Origin of the sequence: Collinsella sp. 4_8_47FAA, from assembly GCF_000763055.1 — a bacterium.
Lineage (GTDB): Bacteria > Actinomycetota > Coriobacteriia > Coriobacteriales > Coriobacteriaceae > Collinsella.
Genome location: NZ_KN214136.1, coordinates 184,503 through 200,033 on the forward strand (window position 1 = coordinate 184,503; position 15,531 = coordinate 200,033).

Annotated in this window: 15 protein-coding genes; 14 read left to right on the forward strand and 1 reads right to left on the reverse strand. The window is 54.0% G+C overall.

The annotated features are described in order from the left end of the window. Positions 1-9 precede the first annotated feature (9 nt). The 14 genes from thrS (at position 10) to HMPREF9463_RS07225 (ending at position 15,097) form a co-directional block, all read left to right on the forward strand. Positions 10-1,773 (forward strand): threonine--tRNA ligase, encoded by a 1,764-nt coding sequence (gene thrS / locus HMPREF9463_RS07160; protein WP_035138071.1) that lies wholly within the window; start codon positions 10-12, stop codon positions 1,771-1,773. Between the two features lie 325 nt (positions 1,774-2,098). Next, positions 2,099-2,689, forward strand: a complete 591-nt coding sequence (locus HMPREF9463_RS10490; protein WP_052044143.1) for a hypothetical protein — start codon at positions 2,099-2,101, stop codon at positions 2,687-2,689. An 81-nt stretch (positions 2,690-2,770) separates the two neighbouring features. After that, a complete protein-coding gene (locus tag HMPREF9463_RS07170) occupies positions 2,771-3,520 on the forward strand; it encodes a sugar transferase (RefSeq protein WP_232219772.1) in 750 nt (249 codons plus the stop codon). Further along, entirely contained in the window at positions 3,520-4,272 is a 753-nt protein-coding gene (locus HMPREF9463_RS07175; protein WP_052044144.1) for a WecB/TagA/CpsF family glycosyltransferase, read from the forward strand. Before HMPREF9463_RS07170 ends, HMPREF9463_RS07175 begins: the two co-directional genes overlap by 1 nt. A gap of 2 nt (positions 4,273-4,274) precedes the next feature. After that, complete coding sequence (locus tag HMPREF9463_RS07180) at positions 4,275-5,492, forward strand: nucleotide sugar dehydrogenase (protein ID WP_035138077.1); 1,218 nt, start codon at positions 4,275-4,277, stop codon at positions 5,490-5,492. A gap of 30 nt (positions 5,493-5,522) precedes the next feature. Then, positions 5,523-6,620, forward strand: a complete 1,098-nt coding sequence (gene wecB, locus HMPREF9463_RS07185; protein ID WP_084591829.1) for a non-hydrolyzing UDP-N-acetylglucosamine 2-epimerase — start codon at positions 5,523-5,525, stop codon at positions 6,618-6,620. Then, positions 6,620-7,573, forward strand: a complete 954-nt coding sequence (locus HMPREF9463_RS07190) for an ATP-grasp fold amidoligase family protein (RefSeq protein ID WP_052044145.1) — start codon at positions 6,620-6,622, stop codon at positions 7,571-7,573. The genes wecB and HMPREF9463_RS07190 overlap by 1 nt, the downstream gene beginning before the upstream one ends. After that, positions 7,566-8,621 (forward strand): glycosyltransferase family 4 protein, encoded by a 1,056-nt coding sequence (locus tag HMPREF9463_RS07195; protein WP_148334202.1) that lies wholly within the window; start codon positions 7,566-7,568, stop codon positions 8,619-8,621. Before HMPREF9463_RS07190 ends, HMPREF9463_RS07195 begins: the two co-directional genes overlap by 8 nt. A 79-nt stretch (positions 8,622-8,700) precedes the next feature. After that, positions 8,701-9,501 carry a glycosyltransferase family 32 protein gene (locus tag HMPREF9463_RS07200; protein WP_052044146.1) on the forward strand — a complete coding sequence of 267 codons (801 nt, stop codon included), beginning with the start codon at positions 8,701-8,703 and terminating at the stop codon, positions 9,499-9,501. 1 nt (position 9,502) lies between these two features. Next, entirely contained in the window at positions 9,503-10,033 is a 531-nt protein-coding gene (locus HMPREF9463_RS07205; protein WP_198019953.1) for a serine acetyltransferase, read from the forward strand. Between the two features lie 30 nt (positions 10,034-10,063). After that, a complete protein-coding gene (locus HMPREF9463_RS07210; RefSeq protein WP_148334203.1) occupies positions 10,064-11,149 on the forward strand; it encodes a polysaccharide pyruvyl transferase family protein in 1,086 nt (361 codons plus the stop codon). Positions 11,150-11,165: 16 nt separating this feature from the next. Beyond that, positions 11,166-12,656 carry a lipopolysaccharide biosynthesis protein gene (locus HMPREF9463_RS07215; RefSeq protein ID WP_052044147.1) on the forward strand — a complete coding sequence of 497 codons (1,491 nt, stop codon included), beginning with the start codon at positions 11,166-11,168 and terminating at the stop codon, positions 12,654-12,656. A 1-nt stretch (position 12,657) separates the two neighbouring features. After that, the gene (locus tag HMPREF9463_RS07220; RefSeq protein ID WP_035138083.1) at positions 12,658-14,001 is read left to right on the forward strand and encodes an O-antigen ligase family protein; all 1,344 of its coding nucleotides are present in this window, start codon (positions 12,658-12,660) and stop codon (positions 13,999-14,001) included. Next, the gene (locus tag HMPREF9463_RS07225; protein ID WP_084591830.1) at positions 13,982-15,097 is read left to right on the forward strand and encodes a Coenzyme F420 hydrogenase/dehydrogenase, beta subunit C-terminal domain; all 1,116 of its coding nucleotides are present in this window, start codon (positions 13,982-13,984) and stop codon (positions 15,095-15,097) included. The genes HMPREF9463_RS07220 and HMPREF9463_RS07225 overlap by 20 nt, the downstream gene beginning before the upstream one ends. A gap of 85 nt (positions 15,098-15,182) precedes the next feature. On the opposite strand, the gene HMPREF9463_RS07230 is transcribed toward HMPREF9463_RS07225, so the two are convergent. Further along, positions 15,183-15,531, reverse strand: a 349-nt coding sequence (locus HMPREF9463_RS07230) for an ATP-binding protein (protein ID WP_198019954.1), incomplete at its 5' end; no start/stop codon positions are given.

Sequence of the window (15,531 nt, forward strand, 5' to 3'; positions counted from 1 at the left end):
AACATACCCATGAAGGCACTCTACAATGACGGTTCGGTGGCCGAGCTCCCGCAGGACGAGGTCACGCACGTCATCCGCCACTCTGCCGCGCACATCATGGCGCAGGCCATCAAGCGCCTGTACCCCCAGGCCGACTTTGCCTACGGCCCCGCGACCGACAACGGCTTCTACTACGACGTCGACCTGCCCGAGGGCGTCAAGATCAGCGAGGACGACTTCCCCGCGATCGAGGCCGAGATGAAAAAGATCGTCAAGGAGAATCTCAAGTTCACCGTGTACGAGAAGCCCCGCGCCGAGGCCATCGCCCTTATGGAGGAGCGTGGCGAGAAGTACAAGGTCGAGCACATCGGCGACTTGGACGACGACGCCCGCATCACCTTCTACCAGCAGGGCGACTACATCGACATGTGTGTCGGCCCCCACATCTGCTACACCAAGGCCCTCAAGGCCTTTAAGCTCACTGGCGTCTCGGGCGCTTACTGGAAGGGCGACAAGGACAACAAGATGCTCACCCGCATCAACGGCGTCGCCTTTGCCACCAAGGAAGAGCTCGACGAGCACATGCACATGCTGGAGGAGGCCAAGAAGCGCGACCACCGCAAGATCGGCCGCGAGATGGACCTCTTTATGATGCGCGACGAAGCCCCCGGCTTCCCGTTCTTCCTGCCCAACGGCATGATCCTTAAGAACACGCTACTGGACTACTGGCGTGAGATCCATCACAAAGCCGGCTACGTGGAGATCTCCACGCCGCTCATCATGAACAAGCAGCTGTGGAAGACCTCGGGCCACTGGGACCACTACAAGGACAACATGTACTCCACCGTCATCGACGACGAAGAGTACTGCATTAAGCCCATGAACTGCCCGGGCGGCGTGCTGGTGTACGCCTCCAAGCCGCACTCCTATCGCGAGCTGCCCATTCGCGCCGGCGAGATTGGCCTGGTGCACCGCCACGAGCTGCGCGGCGCCCTGCACGGTCTGTTCCGCGTGCGCTGCTTTAACCAGGACGACGCCCACCTGTTTGTGCGTCCCGACCAGCTGACCGACGAGATCGTGGGCGTGGTCAACCTCATCGACTCCGTGTACCAGAAGTTTGGCTTTAAGTACCACGTTGAGCTTTCCACCCGCCCCGAGGACTCCATGGGTTCGGACGAGGACTGGGCTCGCGCCGAGGAGGGCCTGCGCACCGCTCTGGAGCAGCTGCACATGGACTACGAGGTCAACGAGGGCGACGGCGCCTTCTACGGCCCTAAGATCGACTTCCACCTGGAGGACTCGCTCGGCCGTACCTGGCAGTGCGGTACTGTCCAGCTCGATTTCCAGATGCCGCTCAACTTTGATCTGGAGTACGTGGACGCCGACGGCACCAAGAAGCGCCCCATCATGCTGCATCGCGTGTGCTTTGGCTCCATCGAGCGCTTCATCGGTATTCTGATTGAGCACTTTGCGGGCAAGTTCCCCACTTGGCTTGCCCCCGTGCAGGTCAAGGCGCTTCCCGTCTCTGAGAAGAGCCGCGACTACGCCCACGAGGTGTGCGCCAAGCTGGAGGAAGCTGGCATTCGCGTGGTCTGCGACGACCGCGACGAGAAGATCGGCTACAAGATCCGCGAGGCCCGCAGCATCGACCGCGTGCCCTACATGCTCATCCTGGGCGAGAAGGAGGTCGAGGCCGGCAACATCTCCGTCCGCGATCGCTCTAACGAGACCGTTCAGATGAGCGTTGACGAGTTTGTTGCCAAGGTGACCGAGGAGATCAAAACTCGCGCCTAGCACAAACAATACAAGAATTAACAAAGGCGATCGTCCTATAGGGCGGTCGCCTTTTTTGTTGTCTATAGAAGAAAAGCCGCTGGTTAGAGCGGCTTTTTTGTTGTGCAAAAAGGTACAGGTTTTTGTATCTTTCGACGAAGCTCATTATACGAGCAAACTGCTCGCGTTTTCCCAGATTGCACAAAATGCGCCGCGAATAGGCGCATCTCCATACGCCTCTACAAAAACCTGTACTTTTGCGACTGCGCCTAGCTGCGAGCGAGAAGCCTGTTCTTAACGCCCCTGCATCCGCGTGCGTCGCGGATTCAAGTTAAGGGGGCGAGAGATGGAACAGACAATGCGGCGCCAAGAGCAGCTGCCCGGTGCCTTTAGTGGCACTACTACCAACAGCCAGCACGGCCGCGTCCGCTGGTATCTGGTCCACACCCCCAATGGTAAAGAGCGCGAGACCTGCGAAAAGGTCCGCCGCATTATCCCGTACGAGCTGATGCAGGACGCTTTTGTGATGCAAAAGGAGTTCTGGTTTAAGCGGGACGGCGCCTGGTCACTCCAAACCAAACCCATGTACAAGGAATACTTCTTCGTCGCCACGCGCGATGCCGCCCTGCTAGATAAGGCTTTGGCCCAGTTGAGCTTTGGCTGCCGCATTGCCGGCAGCAGGGAGCGGGCCTATGCGCCCATGCCGGACGATGCGCAGGACTGGTACCGCAGCGTGCTCGACGACGACGGCGTGGTGCGCAACAGCGTAGCCCGCATAGAAGACGGCGTGCTGCACATAGAGCAGGGGCCCTTGGTGGGGCAAGAGGCCCGTGTAAAGAAGATCGACCGTCATAAGCGCTGGTGCCTGGTAGACGTGGGTGAAGGCGACTCCGCTTTTAGGGAGCTTCTTCCGTTGGACGTGCCCAGTAAGACGTAAGGGGACGTCGCACTGGCAATTCATTTGCAATTTGAATTCATCGATTGGGGGACCCCTGGGGACAGGGACGTGGATTTGAACTTGACTACCAAAGAAGTGACAGGGCAAAACGCGCCGGTAGGGGCCGCGCTTGTTGCCCAGGCCATGAGCGGCAGCGATGCGAGCATGCGCTGCAAGGCCATGCAGGCCGTGAAGGACTGGGACCGCACGCGCCTGGCCTACCGCACCGTCAAGCGCGCGTTCGACATCGTGTTCAGCGGCTGCGTGCTGGCCGTCATCGCCGTGCCCAGCCTGGTGCTGGCCGCGGCCATTCGCCTGGAGAGCGAGGGCAACCCGTTCTACAGCCAGATCCGCGTGGGCCAGACCCATCGCGACGGCAGCCTGTCCACCTTTCGCATGTGGAAGTTCCGCAGCATGTACAAAAACGCCGACGAGCGCCTCGCTGAGCTCAAAGAGCAGAACGAGATCGCCGGCGCCATGTTCAAGATGAGGGACGACCCCCGCGTCACCAAGATTGGCAAGTTCATCCGCAAGCACTCTATCGACGAGTTCCCGCAGTTCCTGAACGTGTTCCTGGGCCAGATGTCCGTCGTGGGGCCAAGGCCGCCGCTACCGAACGAGGTGGCGGAGTACACCGAGTACGACCTGCAGCGCCTGGCAGTGAAGCCTGGCATCACCGGCTGGTGGCAGGTGACGGATCGAAATTCAACGGGTTTCGACGGAATGGTCCAGCGCGACCTGGAGTACATCGCCAGGCGCGGCGTCATCACGGATCTCAAGATCGTTCTACTCACAGTCGTCGAGGTAATTACGGGAAGCGGGGCGTGCTAGTGTCAGCCGGCAATCGTTATCCAATTCTGAACACGTATGTAAACGCCATCTCGCTTGACGAGACGGTGGATGAAATCGAGAAGATCATCGCGAGTGGCGTACCGACCCAGCATGTCGTCATCAACGCGTCCAAGGTCAACCTGATGGAGGCGGATCCCGAACTCGCGTCCATCGTTAACGAGTGTCCGCTGATCAACGCCGACGGCGCCTCGATAGTCTGGGCGGCGAAGAAGCTGGGGGTTCCTCTCGGGGAACGCGTCACGGGTATCGACCTGTTCCAGAGGCTTGTCGGGCTGGCGTCCGAGAAGGGCTACCGCATCTACCTCTTCGGAGCGAAGGAGGAGGTGGTGACCAAGGTCAAGGCGATTTTCGAGGAGAGGTATCCGGGCATTCGGATCGTCGGCTACCGTAACGGCTACTTCAACGAGGCGGACGAGCCCCAGATCGTATCCGATATGGCCGCCTCGGGAGCCGACATGATGTTCGTCGCTTTCTCCTCTCCCAAGAAAGAGTACTGGGTCCACAAGTACATCGACCAGATCGGAATCCCCTTCGTCATGGGCGTCGGCGGCAGCTTCGATGTTGTTGCTGGCGTAACCGACCGAGCTCCGACGTGGATGCAGGAGCACGGCCTGGAGTGGTTCTACCGCTTCATCCAGGAGCCCGGAAGACTGTGGAAACGCTACATCATCGGCAACCTCAAATTCGTCGCCCTCACGTATAAATACAAGTTCGCTAAGAAAGGTGAATAGCAATGGTTAACGTTATCGGTCTCGGCTACATCGGCCTGCCCACCGCGCTCATGATGGCATCCCACGGCGTGGAGGTCGTGGGCACGGACTACAACGAGGAGCTCGTCGCCACGCTCAACGCCGGCAAGACTACCTTCAAGGAGGAGGGCCTGGACGAGCTGTTCGCCGACGCCCTGAAGTCCGGAATCAAGTTCTCCACCGACTACCAGGTCTGCGACACCTACATCGTCTCGGTCCCCACGCCCTACGACAAGCTAGACAAGAAGATCGACCCCTGCTACGTCGTGGCGGCCTGCAAGACCGTCCTCGAGGTCGCGCCCGAGGACGCCGTGCTCGTAGTCGAGTCCACCGTCTCGCCCAACACCATCGACCGTTTTGTGCGCCCGCTGCTCACAGAGGCCGGCCGCGAGGACGTCAGGCTCGTCCACGCCCCCGAGCGCATCATCCCGGGCAACATGGTCTACGAGCTGCTGCACAACAACCGCACCATCGGTGCCGACGATCCCGAGGTGGGCGAGGCCGTGGCGAAGGTCTACGCGAGCTTCTGCCAGGGAGAGATCTCCGTCACCGACATCCGCACCGCCGAGATGACCAAGGTCGTCGAGAACACCTTCCGCGCGGTGAACATCGCCTTTTCTAACGAGCTCGCCAAGATCTGCCGCATCGGCGGCATGGACGTCGCCGAGGTCATCCGCATCGCCAACAAGCACCCGCGCGTGAACATCCTCAACCCCGGCCCGGGTGTCGGCGGCCACTGCATCCCGGTCGACCCGTGGTTCCTGGTCGGCGACTACCCCGAGACGGCCAACTTCATCCGCCTCGCCCTTCAGACCAACGCCTCCATGCCCGAGTACGTCATGTACCGGGCCCACGAGGTCATGGCGGAGCGCGGCATCACCGATGCCTCGAAGGTTGGCATCTACGGACTCACCTACAAGGAGAACGTAGACGATATTCGCGAGTCCCCGACGCTGCAGATGCTCGAGTCCATGTCCGAGCACCTCTGCGCCGGCTCCGTCAAGGTCTACGACCCGTGGGTCGAGCGTGACGAGGTCCCCGGCCAGGTCCACTCCATGGAGGAGTTCCTGGACGGTCTGGAGATGGTGATCGTGATGGTCGGTCACTCCCAGGTCAAGGATAACCCCGGCATCTTCGGCGACCGCGTCCTGATCGACCCGCGTAACGTCTGCGGCGACGGCGAGAACGTCTATAAGCTGTAAGACCATGTGACTCTTCAGGGGGAATCCGTTTTGAAGAAGGTAATGCTCGTCTTCGGCACCCGCCCGGAGGCCATCAAGATGTGCCCGCTCGCCAACGAGCTGAAGTCGCGAAAGGATGAGTTCGAGACCGTCGTGACCGTGACGGGCCAGCACCGCGAGATGCTCGACCAGGTGCTGCGCGTCTTCGACGTGGCTCCCGACCACGACCTGGCCATTATGAAGCCGGGCCAGACGCTGTTCGACGTGACGTGCGACGTGCTGCTCAAGCTCAAGGCGGTCCTCGAGGACGAGAGGCCCGACGTTGTCCTGGTCCATGGCGACACCACGACCAGCTTCGCTGCTGCGCTCGCGTGCTTCTACCTGCAGATCCCGGTGGGCCACGTCGAGGCCGGCCTGCGCACGCACGACATCTACAGCCCCTGGCCGGAGGAGTTCAACCGCCAGGCCGTGGACATCGTCAGCGAGTACTACTTCGCCCCGACGGAGGCCAGCAAGGAGAACCTGCTCGGCGAGGGCAAGCCCGAGTCCAAGATCTGGGTCACCGGAAACACCGGCATCGACGCCCTGCGCACAACCGTGCGCGAGGGCTACTCCCACCCCGAGCTCGAGTGGGCGGAGGGCTCCCGCCTCATCCTCATCACGGCGCACCGCCGCGAGAACCTGGGCGAGCCCATGCACCGCATGTTCCGCGCCATCCGCCGCGTGATGGAGGAGCATCCCGACACCAAGGCGATCTACCCCATCCACATGAACCCGCTCGTCCGCAAGGCCGCCCACGAGGAGCTCGACGGCTTCGACCGCCTGCACATCATCGACCCGCTCGAGGTGCTCGACTTCCACAACTTCATGGCCGCGAGCCACCTCATCCTCACCGACTCGGGCGGCATCCAGGAGGAGGCCCCGAGCCTGGGCAAGCCGGTACTCGTCATGCGCGACACCACCGAGCGCCCCGAGGGAGTCGCCGCCGGCACGCTGAAGCTCGTCGGCACCGAGGAGGACGTCATCTATTGCGAGTTCAGCCGACTGCTCTCCGATCAGGCCGAGTACGAGGCCATGAGCCATGCGTCGAATCCTTACGGTGACGGACATGCGAGTGAGCGAATTGCGGACGTTATTGGAGGTAAATAGTGAAGCTAAAAAAGAGGTTCACTCTTTCTCTTAAAAACAACTTGCGCTTCATTCCTGATGAGGCATATATGCGTCTCTACTTCAAAGCTAAACTTCATTACGAGCCTGACTTCGAGTGTCCTAAGACATTCAATGAGAAGTTGCAGTGGTACAAGCTTAACTACCATAATCCAGTTTTGACTCAGCTTGCAGATAAATATGGCGTGCGCTCTTTCGTCGAACAACGTATTGGGTCCGAGTATCTTGTGCCGCTTTTCGGTGTTTTCAATGCAGCTGAAGAGATCGATCTCGATAAATTGCCGGAGAAGTTTGTGCTTAAATGTACTCACGACTCGCAGAGCACATTTGTTTGCACGGATAAGTCGAATTTTGATTTCGTTGAGGCCAAGAAACGTCTGAATGTTGCCTTGCATAGAAACTGGTATTGGCAGGGCAGGGAGTGGGCTTATCTCGGTATCACGCCTCGCATTGTGGCGGAAGCATTTCTTGATGAACCGGGAAGAGCGACTCCGACTGATTATAAATTCTATTGTTTTGACGGTAAGGCAGCTCTTGTTCAGACGGACGCCGATCGTTTCACCAATCATGAAATGCAGTATTTTTCTACTGAATGGGAGCAGCGTGGCGATATCGACCATGAGGTATCTGAGCATAAGCCTACTGTAAAGCCCGAGAACTACGAACTTATGCTTGAGCTTTCCGAGAAACTCTCTGATGGTTTCCCCCACGTGCGAGTTGACTGGTACAACATTAGCGGTAAACCTTACTTTGGCGAGATGACTTTCTATACCGGAGGCGGATACGATCCCTTCTATGCACAAGAGGAACAACCCGATAGACTTGACCGAGAGCTTGGCGATTTGTTTGTTTTGCCAACTGTTTCCGATTTAGAAAAGTACTGCGATTGGTCTTGCACTTCTTCTAAAAGATCTTTAGGTGCTGATAATGCCTAAAGTGTTGATGATTGGCCCGAGTCTTGATGCTATGGGTGGCATCTCCACGGTTGAAAACAACATTATGAAGTGGTCGAATCGTAACGAAGGTTCAATAGAATTCATTTCGACAACTGCTGAGGGCGGGAAGTTCAAGAAGCTCTCCATTGCCCTCGTGGCTTATATGAAATATATAAGTAGGCTCAACGCGTGCGATCTCGTACATGTGCATATGGCCTCTCGTGGCAGCTATCGCCGAAAAAAGATCTTCATGAGGGCGGCCTTCTTTCGAAACAAACCTGTTCTTCTCCATCTGCATGGTAGCGAGTTCGGTGTTTGGTTTGACGAAGAATGTGGCGAGGCTGAGAGACGCGATATCTCGCATTCCTTTGAATGTTGCTCAAAAGTGGTCGTTCTGTCGGAGGAGTGGAAGGAATTCCTTCTAAAAAGGCATATCTGTTCTTTGGATCGTATCGTGGTGGTGCATAATGCCGTTGACGTTCCTGAGGTTAACGCTATTGATTATTCGTGCAATACGGTTTTGTTTATGGGGCGTCTTGATGCGCGCAAGAGTCCGGATTTACTTTTGCGTGCCGCTAAGCACGTTCTTAAGACTCATCCCGATGCGCGTTTTGTCTTTGGCGGAGATGGGGATGTGCCAGCATATGAACAACTGGCGGATGAACTTGGAATTGGTGACCGGTGCAGCTTTATAGGCTGGGCTAAAGGTGAGAAAAAAGATGAAGCCTTTCGCAACAGTAGCATGTTCTGCCTTCCTTCAAAGAATGAGGGCATGCCTATGAGTGTGCTTGAGGCAATGTCGTACGGACTTGCTACCATTGCGACTCCTGTCGGGGGTATTCCACAGGTCATTACCGACGGCGTAGACGGAATTATTTTTCCAGTTGATGATGTTGATGCGTTGGCCACTAAGCTCGAGAATCTCATGAGCGATACCTCTTTCAAGGAAATGATTGGAATTCAGGGACGAGCTCGCATAAAAGATGCCTTTTCCCTTACGGCGTTTATGAACCGGCTTGGCATGGTTTACGAAGATATTTGCCGGTGAGACTCGCTTTCTTGGGCGCTATTGGAGACCCGTCAGACTCCGTTTCTTATTTTCAAGTTGCACATTTAGGAGCGTGACGATGGATAAGACTATTCATTACTGCTGGTTCGGAGGCAATCCGCTCTCTGAGACTGCTGTGAGGTCCTTGGCTTCGTGGGAGAAGTTTGCGCTTGGGTTTGAGGTCAAGCAGTGGAATGAGGATAACTTCGACTTCGCATCGTGCTCTTGGTCAAGGGATGCGTATGCGGCGGGCCTCTGGGCATTTGTGTCGGACTACGCTCGCTTTAAGGTCTTGTATGAGTACGGCGGCATCTATATGGATGTTGGTAGCGAACTCATACGAGACATATCGCCTCTCATGGAAAGCGTTCCTTTCACTGCAATCGAAGAATCATCGTTAACTGCCACTACTGGTTTGATTGTTGCTGTTGAGCCTCATGACCCTGTAATTCGCGCATGTGTAGAACGATATGAGTCGATGAAGTTCTCTAGCGACCCTGATTTTCTTGATAAGACCACTGTGAATGAAGTGTTTACCGCTGAGCTTCAGAAAATTGGCTTTGAACGCGTGAACAAAGAGCAGCATTTTAGTGGCTGGCTTGCCTTGGACTCCAAAGCGTTCAACCCCGTTTACGGTTTCGGCGGTTATCACATCAAGCGTGAAACCTACAGCATTCATCGCTCTTCGGGAAGCTGGGTTGAGCCGAAATATCTCATCAAGAGGAAGGTCGTGCGTAAGTATTCCCCGTTCATTGGGCGAAGGCTTTCGCAGATTTTGGGTCGAATTCTCATGGAGCTTAGTGACGGCGGCTTGGTTGTAGGAACTAAGAGAATCTTTGACTTTGTTCGCGAAAAGATTGCTAAAGGAGAGAAAAGTTAGAGTGGGCGTATTCGCTAAAGATTCTTTTCACTATTTCGGTTCGGAAGGTGTAAAGCTCGGTCGGCTATTAGGTGATTTTGGCTACCGCTATGTTTTCTATCTAAGGATGTGTCAAGCAGGGGGATTGCGAAAACTCCTCTTCACGCTTCCGAGGAAACATCTTTCCAGGAAGTGTGGACTCGAGATTTCGCCATCAACTCAAATTGGTGAAGGCTTCTACATTGGTCACCCTTACAGCATTACTGTTAACGCCGGCGCGAAGTTGGGCCGTAACGTGAACATCCATAAGGGATGCACCATCGGCCAAGAAAACCGTGGCCATAGAAAGGGCGTCCCTACGATTGGCGACCGTGTTTATCTTGGAATTAACTCGACGGTCGCAGGTAAGGTGAGCATTGGAAACGATGTCTTTATTGCTTCCAATACCTTTGTTAACCAAGATATTCCCGACCATTCGATAGTCATAGGTAACCCGTGCAAGGTTATCAAAACCGTTAACGCTACTGAAGGTTACATCATTAATTTGGTTTAACAAGCTCTCGATTAGATAGGCGGAAAGATATTGAAACGCATAGGTATCCTCACATTTTCGAATACCGTAAACTTTGGTGCCTCGCTACAGGCATGTGCGCTGCGCAAGACCGTGATGTCGTTGGGTTGTGACTGCGAAGTGCTCAATTACAGCAATAAGGAACTCGATGATCGAGAGTTGGGTACGCGCTTTTCATTCAATCCTTCAGATGCTATTCGTTTTATCCTTCGTAGGGGTTTTGAACGCCAAAGACTAAAAGCGTTCGCTCACTTTGCCAAGTGCAATCTAAGCCTAACGGACAAGCTTGATAGACAAGCTCTTATTGATAGGGCCAAGAGTCTCGACTGCGTTTTCATTGGCAGCGACCAGGTTTTTAATCCTCGAGTTAATGGCCATGATCCGGTCTTTTTGGGTGAAGGCATCGCTGAAGTTACAAAGGTCGCCTCTTATGCTGCCAGCTTGGGAGATGCGACAGTGGAATCTATTGAGACGTGTGATGGGGGTGCGGCCAGTAGGCTGATGGGTTTCACTGGTCTTTCCGTTAGGGAGCCGAGCTCTATGGAAGTCCTTGGCGATATGGGACTCAAATCTGTTTTTATGCCTGATCCGACCCTGCTTCTTACAGGGGACGACTGGTCCGAATTTGCCTCCGATGACGAATTGGGTGCGATGCCTCAATCCTACGTACTGCTATATACGCTTAACTCTGAGCAAAAACTCGTGGATCGAGCTAAGGGGATTGCCGATGAACTCGGTGTTCCTGTCGTTTGCATTCATTACAACACTAAGAAATTCCCCGGCATGATCAACTTGAGGGGTATCGGCCCAGCTGCTTTCTTGAAGCTCTTGAGCGGGGCGACATTTGTTTGCACAGACTCCTTCCACGGTGCCTGCTTTTCCATGAATTTCAATAAGCCGTTTATCGTTAAAACGTCGGATTCCGCCGTTCAGAGTAACGTTAGGATTACCGACCTTCTCGCACGTTATGAAATAGAGGACTGCCTGTATCGCGATGAGGTCGTTACTTCGACTGTCGACTTTGGTCATGCCAACCAGACCCTCTCGCATGACCGAGAGGCGGCGCGCGCCTTTATCGCTCATTGCATTGGATTGTAGGTGTCGTTTCTAGCTTATGTTTGCAAAGAACACTTTCTGGAACTTGGTCTACCAGCTGACCGCTATCGTTGCCGGCTTTCTCGTCCCAAGGGCGATTATCGGCGTGTACGGATCCGAGGTTAACGGTCTGGTGACCTCTCTAACTCAGTTCATTGGCTATTTCGCGCTTGTTGAGGCGGGCATTTCTGGTGCAGCAACCTTCGCTCTATATAAGCCCATTGCCAAGGGCGACTGGGACGGTATTAACGTTGTGGCTTCGGCTTCAAAGGTCTTTTATCAGAAGTCGGGTATGTTGTTTCTCGTCTTGCTGGTTGGCCTTTCGGTTGTTTACCCGGTGTTTGTCTCGGTAGGCTCGCTTGCGCCTTGGGAGATCATGGTGCTCACCTTCCTGTTGGGCGCGAAAATCGTAGTGGACTTCTTTTCTCTTGCTAAGTACCAGGTCTTCTTAACAGCCGACCAAAAGAACTGGCTTATTCAGCTTGCATCGACGGTCTTTACGCTGGTTAACACGGCTGTCATTTTCTTGTTTGCCTATCTTCATGCTCCTGTTGTTGCTGTCTACGCGCTGGCTCTGACTGCGGTTTTTGCACGTAGCTTGATTCTTGCTCTGTACACACGCCGTCATTATCCGAAGCTTAACTGCAAGGTTGATTACGGTGACTATCGGCTACCCCAAAGGTGGGACGCGCTGTTTCTTCAGATCTTGAGAGCCGTTCAGTCGGGCGCGCCTGTTATTTTGGCGACCTTCCTCTGCGGAAGCATGAGCGAAGTCAGCGTTCTTGCTGTTTACATGCTCGTATCTACGGGCCTACAGATGATTCCGAATGTGCTCGGCACAGGACTTCAGGCGCTCTTTGGCCGGCAAATTGCAGAAGGAGACTATGTAGGTCTTCGATCTTCGTATAAGCCATATCGAGCACTTGTGTACGCAGTCTCTGCTGTGGCGTGCGGATGTGCTTTTTCACTGATTTTGCCGTTTGTGGATCTGTATGCGGGTGAGTTTCATGATGCAAATTACCACAATGCCCTCCTGGGTTTTCTCGTTGTTCTAAACGTGTTTCTCTATCATGGTAAGTCGTCTCAGGGTCTCCTTGTAATCGCCGCTGGTATGTACCGCGAAACTAGGGCGCAGACCTGCCTGCAAGCTGCAATCATCATTGTCTTGGGTATCCCTCTCACGATTCGCTTTGGGGTTGTAGGTACAATTGCCGCTTCCTGCGTGTCCAATCTTTACCGCGTGATCGATCTTTTGTTTTATGAGCCCCTTAAAATCTCGAAGGACTCTCTCTCAAGCTCATTTCGGTCGTTTGGCATCTATGTTTTGCAGACCGCTCTTGTTGTCTTGCCCGGTTATTTACTTTCTTGTTTCGCAGACAGTTGGACTGGATGGATAGCGGTTGCCATTTGCCTTGTCGTTTGGGGTGCTGTTGCTGCATGTGCATCGCTCTATTTCTTTGATAAGCCTAGCTATTGTTCGATAATTGGTCGTTTTATAAGGATTAAATAGCATGAATCATTTCTGCGTGTCTAAGCTTGGTGTAAAGTCCAGCCCCGAGTTAGACCGACGGTTTTCCCTAAGCGATGGCTCGATGGTATTCATCCCACTGCTCTTTTATGCCTTTTTCTGCCAATCGCTCGCTGCTTCTGCGCTTGCACTTGATGTCTGTCTCCTGCTATCTGCTGCGGCGCTTCTCCTACATTTTGTGACTAACAGAAGATTTGCTTGCAAGAGATTTGGCCTTGAGCTGGCTTGGGTGCCTTTCTTTGTGCTGTTCTTTATTCATAGTTTTATATACGGTGTGGCTAATTTGACCCTGCTCTTAGTCTATACGCTTTTATTTCTGTGCATGTATGTTGCGACAGGCGAGCGATCCTGGGTCACTTCATGTCTTAGGGTTCTTGTCGCCTTTGCAGCATTTCATGCGTTCTGCACTATCGTCTTCTGGCTAGTCCCCGCACTTTATCCGCCGGTTAAATCTGTCTTCTTTTCAGGTAGCTATATGGCTAGGGACTATCGCTCTGGCTTCACGGCGCACTACAGCACTAATTCGATTTATTTGAGTTTGGGTCTCGTCTCTTGGGCTTGTGGTCTTGCTGGTGGCAGGGAAAAGGTTCGGATTAAAGATTTGATGCTGAGCCTGATGCTCTTGCTTGCGCTTTTCCTGACTACTAAGCGGGGTCCTTTGGTTGCATCCGTTGCTGCTATCGTCATCTCGTATCTGTTCGTAAACAGAAAGAAGCTTACCGGGACGATGCTCAAGACCTTGGTTGTTGCTGCAATCGCTGTAATAGCTGTCGGCGTTCTTGCTACGTTTGTTCCTGCTGTTCAGGCGACTCTTGAGAGGTTTATTGAACTGTCAGAGGATGACACTGGCAACGGTAGAAGCTATTTGTACGATTGCGCTTGGAGGATGTTTTATGCAAAACCCTTATTTGGTTGTGGTTGGGGGACTTATTCCAAGTATGTTGCCACTACCTCCCTTGGTGCAATGTACAGCAATCTTGGCTATTCGTCGATGAGTGCTCACAACGTATATCTACAGTTGCTTGCCGAGACGGGTGTGATTGGCCTTGCGGCTTTTGTTTTGCCTGCGTTTCTCTCCATCTTTGCAGCTGTGCATCAATCTGAGTCTCATTTAGAGGAGGGTCCTTATGGGGACTCCTTTTGCTTGTGGGCCTGTTTGGGTGTGCAGATTTTCTTTCTACTTTATTGCTTTTCAGGCAACCCTTTATACGATCCGCAGTGCTACATACCGTATTTCATTTCATGTGTGGCGGTGTTTGCTATTTGCGGCTCAGGCAAGATGATTCTTAACGATTGGGAGGGATTCCATGGATATCTGCAAAGATAGCCAACGCTGCACCGGGTGCTCTGCGTGTCTGTCTGTGTGTCCTCGATCGGCGATTCAGATAGTAGAAGACTCTCATGGGTTTTACCGTCCGAAGATTGACGAATCAAAATGTGTTGAGTGCGGTTTGTGCCAGAGGGTATGTCCGGCTAATGGTTTGACGAGCAACGATCTGAAGATGAGCCCTCGTCGGGTATTGGCTTATCAGGCTGATGACGCCGAACGCGCAAAAAGTTCCTCGGGTGCCGCGTTTTGGACCTTGGCTACTCATGTTCTAAATAATGGCGGCGTCGTTTACGGCGCTTGCTTCGATGAGGATTTTCGGGTCGTTCAGAGGCGTTGTGCTTCTGTGGAGGACGCGCTAGCTTGTCGAGGCTCTAAATACTCACAGGGTTTCGTTGGCTTTTCATTTGGTGAGGCATATAACGACTTGAAACAAGGTCTTGACGTGCTCTACACCGGTACTCCGTGTCAAATTGCGGGCCTTAGGAGTTATCTATCTAAAAAAAGCTATTCCGGTAAGCTGGTTACTTGTGATCTAATCTGCCACGGCACACCTAGTAACCGCATGTTCCGCGATTATATTTCCTTTTTGGAAGAAAAGTCTGGAAAGAAGGTCATCAAATATTTTCATCGCCCCAAGGACAGAGGTTGGGGAGTCCATGTCGAGAAGGCTCTCTTGGACGACGGCACTGCTCTCTATGACACGATTGAATCTAATACTTGGCGAGATGTGTTCTATAGCAATAACGCTTTAAATTCCAGCTGTTATAACTGCGCCTATACCGACGTCAACAGGGTGTCCGACTTCACTCTTGCTGATTTTCTTGGCGTCGATCGAGTTCGCAAAGGTTTTAATGATCATAAGGGACTTTCTGTTGTTATGGTTAATAGTGAGCTAGCCGAGCGTATTGTCGCATCTGGTGTATTTGAGCCCGGCGTAACAGATATATCTCTTGAAGAGGTGCTGCCCGGTAATCCGATGCTGGAGAGGTCGTCCTCTCCGCAGGGTGACGTTGATGGTTTCTGGAAGGCTTATGAGCATAAGGGGTTCGAGGGCACTGCTCGGTTTGTTGGTGTTAGCGCCGGAATAATTTAGCCAAATATAGTCGGCCGAGATTGACCAATCCCGGCCGACCCATTTTAGCCAACACGCCCGCATCTATGACTTTCCTATCGCATTCCTACATCCCCTCGGGCTGGATCCCCCTCACCTTCACCGCCTGGGGGACGGCCTCCACCGAGTAGGTGTCAAGCTCCCTGCCGCGGTAGCTCGGGCCCCGCATCACGAACACCGACGCCTTGTCGAACAGCCTGTCGAGGGCGCAGAGGAGCGTGTCGTCGCCCGTGAAGAACTCATCCCACCCGCTCGGGGCGATGTTGCTCGTGAGGACCATCGCGTTCGGCCCCTCCTTCTCGTAGCGCCTGTCGACGACATCGAAGAACAGGTCGGTGCACGGCCTGTCGTAGACGCATCTCCCCACCTCGTCAATGATGAGGCACGACGGCTTGACGAGCGAGGAGACGACCCGC